This is a genomic window from Amycolatopsis rhizosphaerae (genome assembly GCF_007713715.1).
Taxonomy (GTDB): domain Bacteria; phylum Actinomycetota; class Actinomycetes; order Mycobacteriales; family Pseudonocardiaceae; genus Amycolatopsis_E; species Amycolatopsis_E rhizosphaerae.
The window spans coordinates 1-11011 of record NZ_VJWX01000228.1 but is presented as its reverse complement, the minus strand read 5'-3'; the positions used below and the strand labels follow the sequence as shown (position 1 = coordinate 11011).

Annotated in this window: 15 protein-coding genes; 6 read left to right on the top strand and 9 right to left on the bottom strand. The window is 70.0% G+C overall.

Translation table 11 applies throughout. The features are described 5' to 3' along the window. Both FNH05_RS21480 and FNH05_RS21475 read right to left on the bottom strand, forming a co-directional pair. Positions 1–481: CoA-transferase subunit beta (locus FNH05_RS21480; protein WP_281287624.1), on the bottom strand; the 481-nt coding region annotated here is incomplete at its 3' end. Between the two features lie 17 nt (positions 482–498). Then, positions 499–1323 (bottom strand): CoA transferase subunit A, encoded by an 825-nt coding sequence (locus FNH05_RS21475; RefSeq protein WP_144590505.1) that lies wholly within the window; start codon positions 1321–1323, stop codon positions 499–501. Between the two features lie 86 nt (positions 1324–1409). On the opposite strand from FNH05_RS21475, the gene FNH05_RS21470 reads away from it, so the two are divergent. Further along, positions 1410–2366 (top strand): 2-hydroxyacid dehydrogenase, encoded by a 957-nt coding sequence (locus FNH05_RS21470; RefSeq protein WP_144590504.1) that lies wholly within the window; start codon positions 1410–1412, stop codon positions 2364–2366. A gap of 24 nt (positions 2367–2390) precedes the next feature. After that, positions 2391–3083: an HAD-IA family hydrolase gene (locus FNH05_RS21465; protein WP_222426671.1), complete on the top strand. Its 693-nt coding sequence runs from the start codon at positions 2391–2393 to the stop codon at positions 3081–3083. 81 nt (positions 3084–3164) lie between these two features. Here FNH05_RS21465 and FNH05_RS21460 read toward each other — a convergent pair whose 3' ends face one another. Continuing rightward, positions 3165–3800 (bottom strand): GntR family transcriptional regulator, encoded by a 636-nt coding sequence (locus tag FNH05_RS21460; protein WP_186382664.1) that lies wholly within the window; start codon positions 3798–3800, stop codon positions 3165–3167. A 276-nt stretch (positions 3801–4076) separates the two neighbouring features. Between FNH05_RS21460 and FNH05_RS21450 the strand changes: the two genes are divergently transcribed. After that, positions 4077–4931, top strand: a complete 855-nt coding sequence (locus FNH05_RS21450; protein ID WP_144590502.1) for an SCO6745 family protein — start codon at positions 4077–4079, stop codon at positions 4929–4931. 114 nt (positions 4932–5045) lie between these two features. Here FNH05_RS21450 and FNH05_RS21445 read toward each other — a convergent pair whose 3' ends face one another. Then, positions 5046–5348 carry a HesB/IscA family protein gene (locus tag FNH05_RS21445; RefSeq protein ID WP_144590507.1) on the bottom strand — a complete coding sequence of 101 codons (303 nt, stop codon included), beginning with the start codon at positions 5346–5348 and terminating at the stop codon, positions 5046–5048. Between the two features lie 122 nt (positions 5349–5470). After that, on the bottom strand, positions 5471–5917 hold the full coding sequence (locus tag FNH05_RS21440) for a hypothetical protein (protein ID WP_144590501.1): 447 nt from the start codon (positions 5915–5917) through the stop codon (positions 5471–5473). A gap of 70 nt (positions 5918–5987) precedes the next feature. Here FNH05_RS21440 and FNH05_RS21435 point away from each other — a divergent pair, with 70 nt between their 5' ends. Both FNH05_RS21435 and shbA read left to right on the top strand, forming a co-directional pair. Beyond that, complete coding sequence (locus FNH05_RS21435) at positions 5988–6443, top strand: GtrA domain-containing protein (protein ID WP_144590500.1); 456 nt, start codon at positions 5988–5990, stop codon at positions 6441–6443. Positions 6444–6775: 332 nt separating this feature from the next. Continuing rightward, positions 6776–7408 (top strand): RNA polymerase sigma factor ShbA, encoded by a 633-nt coding sequence (shbA, locus tag FNH05_RS21430; protein ID WP_144590506.1) that lies wholly within the window; start codon positions 6776–6778, stop codon positions 7406–7408. A gap of 3 nt (positions 7409–7411) precedes the next feature. Here the strand turns inward: shbA and FNH05_RS21425 are convergent, their stop codons facing one another. From FNH05_RS21425 to FNH05_RS21410, 4 genes are read right to left on the bottom strand one after another with little or no spacing between them, the layout of a single operon-like run. Then, positions 7412–8392, bottom strand: coding sequence for a TIGR03557 family F420-dependent LLM class oxidoreductase (locus FNH05_RS21425; RefSeq protein WP_144590499.1), 981 nt, complete (start codon positions 8390–8392; stop codon positions 7412–7414). Further along, a complete protein-coding gene (locus FNH05_RS21420; RefSeq protein WP_144590498.1) occupies positions 8371–8700 on the bottom strand; it encodes a WhiB family transcriptional regulator in 330 nt (109 codons plus the stop codon). The genes FNH05_RS21425 and FNH05_RS21420 overlap by 22 nt, the downstream gene beginning before the upstream one ends. Before the next feature lie 57 nt (positions 8701–8757). Beyond that, positions 8758–9258: a GNAT family N-acetyltransferase gene (locus tag FNH05_RS21415; protein ID WP_144590497.1), complete on the bottom strand. Its 501-nt coding sequence runs from the start codon at positions 9256–9258 to the stop codon at positions 8758–8760. 31 nt (positions 9259–9289) lie between these two features. After that, a complete protein-coding gene (locus FNH05_RS21410) occupies positions 9290–9736 on the bottom strand; it encodes a MaoC family dehydratase (RefSeq protein ID WP_144590496.1) in 447 nt (148 codons plus the stop codon). A gap of 95 nt (positions 9737–9831) precedes the next feature. Here FNH05_RS21410 and FNH05_RS21405 point away from each other — a divergent pair, with 95 nt between their 5' ends. Further along, on the top strand, positions 9832–11007 hold the full coding sequence (locus FNH05_RS21405) for a saccharopine dehydrogenase family protein (protein WP_144590495.1): 1176 nt from the start codon (positions 9832–9834) through the stop codon (positions 11005–11007). Positions 11008–11011 lie beyond the last annotated feature (4 nt).

Here is an 11011-nt window from a genome sequence, read left to right as displayed (position 1 = left end):
GGCCCCGGCCGTGCCCGAACGAGGTGACGAAGTCGACGCGGTCGACGAAACTGCGCCTGCTCTGCCGCACCACCACGTACACCTCGCGGCAGGAGGCGGCGATCTCCGGCGCGCCACCGGCGCCGGGAAGGCGCACCTTGGGATGGGCGTAGTCCTCCCCGATGACCGTGGTGTTGATGTTGCCGAACCTGTCGAGCTGCGCGGCACCGAGAAACCCGACGTCGATCCGCCCGGGCTGCAGCCAGTAGTTGAAGACCTCGGGCACGCTGATCACGGCGTCCGCGGTTTCGGCGAGGATGCCGTCCCCGATCGAGGCGGGCAGGCGGGTCGGCTTGGAGCCGAGCGTGCCGGATTCGTAGATGAGCACGAGGTCCGGCGCGTGGGTGCGGCGGGCGAGGTTGGCCGCGGTGGAGGGCAGGCCGATGCCGACGAAGCACCGCTGGCCGCCGGTGAGCGCGCGGGCCGCGGCGATCGACATCATCTCGTCGGACGTGTGGTTCACCGGGCCACCTCCTCCGTCACGCCGAACACCTTTTCGTCCAGCCACTGTTCGAACGAGTCCCTATTCCGCCCAATGGAATCCCAATACTCGTAATACTCGTTGTCGCGCTCGTAGTAGCCCTGCGCGTACGAAGGGTGCGCACCGCGGGGCACCTCGGCGACCGCGGTGACGGCCCACGACGGCAGCACGACCTGGCCGGGCACGGGGGTCAACTCGTCGACGATCTCTTCGACGGTGACCAGGCTGCGCCTCGCCGACAGCACGGCCTCCTTCTGCACGCCGACCAGACCCCACAGCTGGACGTTGCCCGCCCGGTCCGCCCGCTGGGCGTGGATGATCGCGACGTCCGGGTTGATCGCGGGCACGGCGGCCAACTGCTCACCGGTGAACGGGCAGGTGATCTGCTTGATCGTGTCGGTGTGGCGGGGCAGATCCGTGCCCGTGTAACCGCGCAGCACGGCGAACGGGAGACCGGACGCGCCCGCGACGTAGCGGTTGGCCATGCCGGCGTGGCTGTGTTCCTCGATCTCGAGCGGCACCGGCCACGCGTTCTGCACGGCGTCGCGGAAGCGGTGCAGCGAGCCGACGCCGGGGTTGCCACCCCACGAAAAGACCAGCTTGCGCGCGCAACCGGCCCCGATGAGCTGGTCGTACACGATGTCGGGCGTCATCCGGACCAGCGTCAGGTCCCGGCGCCGCTGACGGATGATCTCCTGCCCGGCCGCGTGCGGGATCAGGTGGGTGAAGCCTTCCAGGGCGACGGTGTCACCGTCGTGCACGAGGCGGGCGACGGCGTCGTGAAGCGGCAGTATCTCGGCCATGAACCTCATTCCGTTCGCATTGCGCACACAAGTTCTCTATAAGAACGTACTTGCCCGCCCCGCCTTCGGCAAGGGAGGGTGGGCGCATGCGCATCGTCGTCACCCGCCGGATACCCGGACCGGCCCTGGAGATACTGCGTGCCGCGGGCGAGGTGTGGCTGCCCGACGAGGACCGCGCGCTGACCACGGAGGAACTGCGCAAGGCGGTGGGCGGCGCCTCGGCGATGGTCTGCATGCTGCACGACACCATCGACGGCCCGGTCGCCGACGCGGCAGGCCCCGCGCTGCGCGTGGTCGCGAACGTCGCCGTGGGCTACGACAACATCGACGTCGCCGCGCTGGCGGCGCGAGGTGTGGTCGTGACGAACACGCCGGGGGTGCTGACCGATGCCACCGCGGATCTCACCGTGGGCCTGCTGCTCACCCTGACCCGCCGCATCGCCGAGGGCGACCGGCTCCTGCGGGCACGCACCCCGTGGTCGTTCCACCTCGGGTTCATGCTGGGTTCCGGGCTGGCGGGCAAGACTCTCGGCATCGTCGGCCTCGGCCAGATCGGGCAGGCCGTCGCCAGGCGGGCCAGGGCGTTCGGCCTCGACATCGTCTACAGTGGACGGTCGCGGGTGCCTGCCGCCGAGGCCGCGCTGGACGCGCGCTTCGTTTCGCAGGACGAGTTGCTGGCGACGGCGGACGTGGTGTCGCTGCACTGCCCGCTGACCCCGCGGACCCGCCACCTGATCGACGCGGCGGCGCTCGCCAGGATGAAACCGAGCGCCTACCTGGTGAACACCACGCGCGGCCCCGTCGTGCACGAGGCGGCACTGGCGGACGCGCTGGAGCGCGGCGAGATCGCCGGGGCCGCGCTGGACGTGTTCGAGCACGAACCCGAGGTGGAGCCCCGGCTGCTGGCGCTGGACAACGTGGTGCTGACGCCGCACCTCGGTTCGGCCACCGTGGAGACCCGCACCGAGATGGCCGTACTCGCCGCCCGCAACGTCGCGGCGGTGCTCTCCGGGCAGGAGCCGCCAAATCCGGTGCGCGGCTGATTGGTACGCCAGTACAGTTTTCGCGTGCGACTCACCGAACAGATCCTGATCTTCGACGCGGACGACACGCTCTGGGAGAACAACGTCGTCTTCGAGCGCGTCATCGACGAGTTCCTCGACTGGCTGGCGCATCCCACCCTCGACCGGGACGCGCTGCGCCGCATCCTCGACGACATCGAACGCGCGAACTCCGCCGCGCACGGCTACGGGAGCAAGGTGTTCCTGCGCAGCCTGCACGACTGCCTGGAACGGCTGCGCCAGCGGCCCGCCACCGAGGACGAGCGCCGCGAGATCCTGCGGCTGGCCGACGCGCTGATCCACCACCAGGTCGAGCTGATCCCCGGGGTCGCCGAAACCCTCGACGAGCTCGCCGGACGGCACGAACTGTTCCTGCTGACCAAGGGCGACCACGACGAGCAGCGCCGCAAGATCGAGGCGTCCGGGCTCGACCACCACTTCCGCGGCGTGCACATCGTGCGGGAGAAACACGCCGGGTGCTACCTGCAACTCGTCGAGGAGCACGGGATGGCGCCGGACCGGGCCTGGATGATCGGGAACTCGCCGAAGTCGGACATCCTCCCGGCCCGGCAGGCCGGGCTCAACGCGGTGCTCATCCCCAACGAGAACACCTGGATCCTGGAACACGAGGAGGTGGACCCGGCCGACGACCGCGTCCTCCACCTGACCCGCTTCCCGGACCTGCTCTCACACTTCTAGGACCCCTGTCGAAGTGGTTCGCGGTGCGGGTGGCTCCGCCGCTGCGACACCACGGTGAGCCAGGCGCCAGTGGACGCTCTCTCACTCCGGCCGCAGCCCGGCCACGGTCAGGGTGAGGTGCCGGGTCAGTGCCTCGCTCGCGGCGTCGGCGTCGCGGGTGAGCGTCAACTCTGCCAACTGGCGGTGCTCGCCGAGGTGATCGCGCTCGGGCGCGCGGCGCGACGCCCAGCGTCGAGCGAGTTCGCTCGCGGACCACATCCGGTCGAAGGTTTCCAGCAGGACCGGATTGCCGCACCCGTCCAGCAGCGTGCGATGGAAGACCCGGTGGGCTTCGGCCCAGGCGTCGGTGGGGTACCCACCCTCCTCTGACTCGAACGGCGGGGTGCGGGCCAGCCGGTGGTGCGCGGCCTGCACACGGGATTCCCAGTCGAGATCCCCGCGCTCGATGGACAGGCGGAGCACGACCGGTTCGACGGTCCGGCGAGCCTCGGCGATCTCCTGCCAGCGCCGGTCGGAGAAGCCCGGCACGGCGAAACCACGGTTGGGTAGCCGGTCGGCGAGGCCATCGCCCACCACCCGCACCAGCGCCTCGCGCACCACGGCCAGGCTCACGCCCTGTTCCTTGGCGAGGTCCTGGGGCTTCAGCGCGGCACCGGGGGCGTAGTCGCCATGCATGATCGCGTGCCGAAGGTGTGCGTAAACCTGTTCGGAGAGCATCTGCTTCCGCGGCGAGGACGGGTCGTGGACCGTTCGTGTCACCTCTTCATCATAGATGATCTAGCAAATAATCGATTCATCCTGCTATCGTCGATGAAAATATCACCGAGAGGAACGTCGTGAGCGCCAACAACCCCTTCGCCCGCCTCCCTGAGGCGGCGTCGTTCACTGTTTGAGCACTACCGTCACCGATGGCGCCACCCACGCCCTCGACGTCGAACCGGTCGGCATACCCGCCGATGCCACCCCGGCTTTTCAGCCTGAGTTAGGAGAACGATGTCCCTCGCCGATCGCCCACCGGGAGACCTCACCACCGTTCGGACGGCTGGCCAGGCCATCGCGTCGGCACACCTGTTCATCTACGTCGTTCCGGAGGCCGAGGAGGAGGCCGCCAAGCTCGGCGTGACCGACCGCGCACCGAGGTACTTCGGGTTCCGGGCGGCCGCAATGGGTGCGGTTCCGTGGCAGGTGGTACTCGCGACCTTCTACAACTTCAGCCCGCGGGCGGCCCGAACGCTGGAAGGCGTGTGGGACGCCGCGCCACCCGAGCAGTGGCAGGCCGCCCGCTTCGTGGCCGCCGATCGCGCGATGCGGCGCGTCGGCGTGACCCTTACCGACGATCGAATCGCAGAAGCACGGTCACTGCTGGACCGGGTCGTGGCCGCGGCCGAGTACGCCGGTAAACCGCTGGCGGCCGCGAACGCATCGGTGCCACTGCCGTCTGACCCGCTTCTCGCGCTGTGGCAACAAATCACGGTCCTCCGCGAATGGCGTGGCGACGCACATCTCGTCGTGCTCGCCGGCCATCGGCTCGGGCCTTGCGAATGCGTCGTCCTGCACACCGCGACCGGCCGTATGCCCGCACCACTCCTGCGCGCGACCCGCCAGTGGAACGACGAGGAATGGGCCGCGGCGACGGCAAGTCTCGTCGCGCGCGGCTGGCTCGACGCCGAGGGCACCGTCACCGAGGCCGGCATCGCGGCTCGCGAGCAGATCGAGGTCGAGACCGACGAGCACTGCGCCCCGCTATGGGCACCCATCGGCGACGCCGGTGCCCGCCGCCTCACCTCACTCATCGCACCGATCAACGAGGCGTTCACCGCGGCCGGCACCTTCAACCAGTTGGGCTGACCGCGGCCGGGCCGACCGGACACGTGGCCGTGCCGTGAAGGGACCCTTCACGGTCGTATCGGCTGTGAAGGGACCCTTCACGGCCGCCGATGAGGGGGTCCCTCACGGTACGGCTCAGACGGGGCCGCCGGGCTGCGGCATCACCGCGAAGCTCAGCTGGCCCTGATCGTCCTGCTGGACGTCGAGGACCTTGTCGTCGAGGAACTGGGCGGCCTGCGGTTCGAGGAACACCCGGGCGCCGTGCTCGTCCACCACCTGGTCACCGTCTTCGGGCCGCCCGGCCACCGACAGCGCCAGTTGTGCCCCGGCCTCCTCCTGCCGTTGCACGGCGAACCGCAGGCCACCGGTTTCTTCCTTGCCTTCCTGGGCGGTCAGGGCGTTGATCGCCTCGGCCGCGGCGTCGGTCATCGCGAGCATGATCGTCATCCCTTCGGTTTCATGCGCTCGTACCCCGACCGTAGGGGCGCGGCGCGCGGCCCGCTGGCCGAACGCCGCCCGATGCGGCGCCAGAACGACGGTTTCACCAGTTCACGCCGGGGTCAGGCCAGGTCATGTGGTTCGCCGGGCGGGGTCCGCAGTCCCTCGGCGACCGACCCGCCGGGCTTGTCCGCGTTCTGGTCCTCCTCCACGGAAGGCACCCGGCCTTCGACGGCGGGCTCCTCCGGCACGAGCGTCTCGGCCTCCTCTGGCCGGTCGTCGATCGTCTCGTCGAGCTCCTCGGCGGGAGTGACGGCCACCGGGCGGTCCGGAACCGGATCGGGCCGCACGTCGGGCTGCTCCTGCCGGAGCCGCTCGTCCAACGGCTCCCCCTCGTACACCTCGTTCGGAGTGGTCCCGTAGCGATCCGAGTGCGCGTACCGTTCCGGCGGTTCGACGCCCTCCTCGAGCGGGTCCAGCCGCAGCCGGTCTTCGTCCAGGTCCTCGGCGCTGGAAAGGCCGGCGGGATCGGTCTCAGCGGCATCGGGAACGGGGCCGGAACGGCACAAACGCCACCCGAGATCAACGTCACGTAGTTGTATAGGGCAAAAGCTTGCAGAGGACAGGTAAGTTTTCGCCATGGCCACCGCGCAGTGGACGGAGCACCGGGTCGAGCACCCGGCGGGCTCCGCACATCCACTGGCCTGGTACATCGCGGCCGGGGTGGTGACCACGGGCCTGCAGGAACTGATCTTTCTCGCCGCCCGCCCGCTGATCCAGTCCGTCGCGGCGAACATACTGGCGATCGCGCTCACCACCCTCGCCAACACCGAGTTCCAGCGGCGCGTGACCTTCGCGAGGATGCGCGCCCCCGCCTGGCGGCTGCACCTCCAGTCGGCGGGCACGTTCGCGTTCTACGCGGGCTACGGTTCGGTCGTCCTCATGTCCCTGCGGGCCGTCGTGCCCGCTCCGTCGGCGACCCTCGAGGCCGTCGTCCTCGCCGCCACCAGCGCGCTCGGCGGAATCCTCCGCTTCGCGCTCCTTCGCTGGTGGGTCTTCACCACCCACGAACGAGAGCCGCGGTCTGTCACCTGAAAGGAGTCCGCCCTGGGGAAAGGCACTGCGCAGGGTGAGCGGATCCGGCAGCGAATCTCACGTTGGGACGAACGGGGTATCTGTAGTTGAATTCTGGACTGCCAGAAGATCACCGCTTACCCTTACGCTCAGTCGCATGGGCAGGGACCCGGCGGGGTACCAGCGGGAGCGGGCACCTACCCACGGCGACCAGGCGTTGACCCCGACGGCGACCAGGCCGGACGGGTTCGCCGCTGCCGTTGGGGAGCCCCATGAGAACTGTCCCGTCACCGTCGGCGGACACCGCGCGGAACAGCGCGGACGACACGGCGCGGAACGCCGCGCTTCCGGTCATGCCTTCGGACCCCGGTTTCACCACACCCCGGGAATTCCCGCGCGGCGCCGGACAGCGGCTGACGAAGGAAGAACTGGATCCCGCGGTCCGTCAGGCCGCGACCGGTGACCCGGCCGCAATCGACCGGCTGATCGCCCTGATCACCCCGGTGGCCGTCCGTTACTGCCGGGCCCGTCTCGGCGGCCGCGACCTGTCCTACCTGTCGGCCGACGACGTCGCCCAGGAGGTCTGCCTGGCGGTGCTCAACGCGCTGCCCCAGTACGAGGACCGGGGCGGTTCGTTCCTCTACCTGGTGCACGCCATCGCTTCGAACAAGGTCGCCGACGCCTACCGCCTCGTCTCGCGCGACCGCTCCGAACCGGTGCCCGAACTTCCGGAACGGCCCTTGCCGGGCCAGGGCCCCGAGCAGCACGTCCTCACCCTCGATCTCGGGGCCCGGCTGACGAAACTGGTCGCCACGCTGCCCCCGCTGCAGCAGGAGATCCTCACCCTGCGCATCGCGGTCGGGCTCACCGCGGGCGAAACCGCGGAGGCCCTCGGCATCTCGCCCGGCAACGTCCGCGTGACCCAGCACCGCGCGCTGACCAAACTGCGCGCCCTGATCACGCGCGACGGCGACCTCGTCCAGTAGCGGTCAACCGTAGGTCTTCGTGAGCGCGGGCAGCAGCTCCGACGCGGCGAACTCGAAGAAGCCGTCCTGATGCTCCCCGCCGATCTGCACCAGCGCGAGATCGGTGAACCCGGCCTCGGCGAACGGGGCGGCCGCCTTGACGATCGGTTCGGCCTCCGGCCCGCACGGGATGGCGGCGGCGACGTCCTCTTCGGTGACGTACCGGGTGGCACCGGCGAAGGCCGCGGTCCCCGGTAGTTCGGCGTTGACCTTCCAGCCGCCGCCGAACCAGCGGAACTGTTCGTGGGCCCGGCGCCACGCCGCCGCCGGATCCGGGTCCCAGCAGACCGGCAGCTGCGCGAACTTGCGCGTGGCGTCCTCGCGCACCTGCGCCCGCTCGCGGTCCCAGTCGCGGACCAGTGCGCCATCCGGCTCCGTCGTGATCAGCGCGTCCGCGACCGGCGCGAACCGCGACACCGACTGCGCCCCGGACACCGCCACGGCGACCGGGGTCCGCCGCTGGGGAAGATCCCACAGCTTCGCCGAATCGACCCGGTAGTGCTGTCCGCTGAAGTTGACGTACCCGCCGTCGAACAACTCCCCGATGATCTCCACGGCCTCGCTGAGCATCTCGTGCCGGATGTTGGCCGAGGGCCAGCCCCGTCCCACGACGTGCTCGTTGAGGTTCTCGCCCGCGCCGAGACCCAGGATGAACCTGTCGTCGGACAGCAGGGACATCGTGGCGGCCTTCTGCGCCACCACCGCGGGGTGGTACCGCATCAGCGGGCAGGTCACGAAACTGAGCAGTTCGACCCGCTCGGTGACCTGCGTGACCGCGCCCAGGACGCTCCAGGCGTAGGGGGCGTGTCCCTGTTCGTCCAGCCAGGGAAAGTAGTGGTCGCTCGAAACCTCGAATTCGAATCCGGCCCGTTCGGCGGCCGACGCGAACCGGACCAGTTCCTTCGGCCCGGCCTGCTCGGTCATCAACGTGTAGCCGAAACGCACTCCTTCTCCTTCCCCCCGTTCTCGAGCATTTGCTTGCGGCGCACGATGGCGGCCCGCCGCTCGGACTCGTCGAGCCCGCCCCAGACGCCGAACGGCTCTTCGGCGGTGAGGGCGTGATGGCGGCATTCGACGATCACGGGGCAGGACATGCAGATGCGCTTCGCCCTGGCGACCCGGTCGGCTCGCGCGAAGCCCCGTTCCCCGTCAGGATGGAAGAAGACCGAACTGTCGAGATTCCGGCAGTTGCCGTTGCGCTGCCACTCCCAGGTCTCGGCAACCGGGGTGGGCAGTCGGGACGTGTCCGCCATCTTGAGACTCCTCCGCGCGACGTGCTTGCGGGCAGGGAGTACCCAGGTGGCCCCCCGCTACACCTGCGGATCGGCGGGAAATGGCCCGAGACGCTTCTCGAACCAGTGGTCGGCGTAGAGCCGCTCGGCGTAGGGCTCGATCTCGCGGTAGCCGTGCCGCGCGTAGAGGGCGCGCGCTTCGACGAGGTCGTGACGGGTGTCCAGGCGCATCCAGGAGGCGCCCAGTCCGCGCGCCGCCTCCTCGGCGGTGCGCAGCAGCCGCGCGCCGCCGCCCTGGCCTCGCGCGGCGGGCTTGACAAACATGCGGGTCAGTTCTATGACGTCGTCGTCGAACCGGCGCACGCCGACACAACCGGTGACGGTGCCGCCGTCCCGTGCCACGAAGAACAGGCCGGTGGGCGGGACAAGGTCGTCGCTGGGGTCCTCGGCGAGCGCGTTGTCGATTTCGGCGTCCGTGGCCTGCCGTCCGTAGTACCGGCTGGCCACGTCGTCGATGTAGTCACGGAGCACGGCGACGGCGTCCGGATGGTCCACGGGGGTCGGCGAGATGGTCCACATAACGATCATCTTCGCCGACCCGTCGAGCGGTTTACGGCCGCCGCAGGACGAAGTTCAGTGCCTTCGCGGAAAAGACGACCTCGTCGTCGGCGTCGAGCATTTCGATGAGGCTGGTCAGCAGCCCGCGGTCCGGCTTGGACTTCGACGGGCGGGCTTCGAGCACGGTCACCCTCGTGCGCAGCACGTCCCCCGGCCGGACCGGCTTGACCCACCGCAACTCGTCGATGCCGGGGCTGCCCAGGCTCGACACGGGGGACAGGTAGTTCTCCGTGAGCAGCCGCATCATCAGGCTCGCGGTGTGCCAGCCGCTCGCGATCAGCCCGCCGAACGGCCCGGCCGCGGCGGCCTCGGCGTCCACATGGAAGGGCTGCGGGTCGTACCTGGTGGCGAACTCGACGATCTCGGCCTCGGTGAACTTGGCGCTGCCACAGTCGTGGGTCGTACCGGGCGCGTAGTCCTCGAAGTAACGGTCTTCCATGGGAGCAGCCTTCCACGACGATCGTTCGGTGACCACCGAAACATCCCCGCGTGGCGCCGCCCGGCGGCGGCACATACTGCCGGTATGGTGACAGCATGGCAGAGCAGCGCGGCTATGACCTGGTCCTGTTCGGCGCGACCGGTTTCACCGGCGGGCTGACCGCCGAGTACCTGGCCCGGCACACCCCGGCGGACTGCCGCTGGGCGCTCGCCGGCCGCAACCGCGGCAAGCTGGAAGCCGTGCGCACCCGGCTCGCCGCGATCAACCCCGCGTGCGCGGATCTTCCGCTGCTGCACGCCGATGTCTCCGATGCGGCCTCACTGGCCGGAATCGCCGGGGCGAGCCGGGTGGTGATCACCACCGTCGGCCCGTACAGCGAGTACGGCGAGCCGCTGGTCGCCGCGTGCGCCGAAGCCGGCACCGACTACGTGGACCTCTGCGGCGAGCCGGGTTTCGTGGACCGGATGTTCGTGCGCTACCACGAAACGGCGCGGCGGACCGGCGCCAGGATCGTCCACGCCTGCGGGTTCGACTCGATCCCCCACGACCTCGGCGTGTTCTACACGGTGAAACAGCTTCCGGAGAACGTGCCGCTGCGGATCTCCGGTCAGGTGCGCGCCGGGGCGATGTTCTCCGGCGGCACCTTCGCCTCCCTGTTGGTCGCCGCCTCCCGGTTCGGCGAGTCGCAGCAGGCCGCCAAGGCCCGCAAGCGGGCGCAGGAACGCCCCGCCGGACGCCGGGTGCGGGCGGTGCCCGGCAAGATCCACCGCGATCCGGACACCGGGCGCTGGCTGGTCCCGATGCCCACGATCGACCCGCTCGTCGTGGCCCACTCGGCGCGCCTGATCGACGGCTACGGACCGGACTTCCGGTACAGCCACTACGCCTCGTTCAAACGGCTGCCCACCATCCTCGCCACCCTGTTCGCCGGCGTCGCCGTGTTCGGGCTCGCGCAGGTGCCGCCCGCCCGGAAACTGCTGTCCAGCCTGCGGAAACCGGGCGAGGGTCCCAGTCCCGAGCGGCGGGCGAAGTCGTGGTTCAAGGTGCGGTTCGTCGGCGACGGCGGCGGGAAGCGGGTGATCACCGAGGTGTCCGGGGGTGACCCGGGGTACGACGAGACCGCCAAGATGCTCGCCGAGTCCGCCCTGTGCCTGGCGTTCGACGAACTGCCCTCCGCGGCCGGTTCGGTCACCCCGGCCGCGGCGATGGGCGACGCCCTGCTGGCCCGCCTGATCGACGCCGGCCTCGTCTTCCGCGTCGCCACCGCCTGAGTGC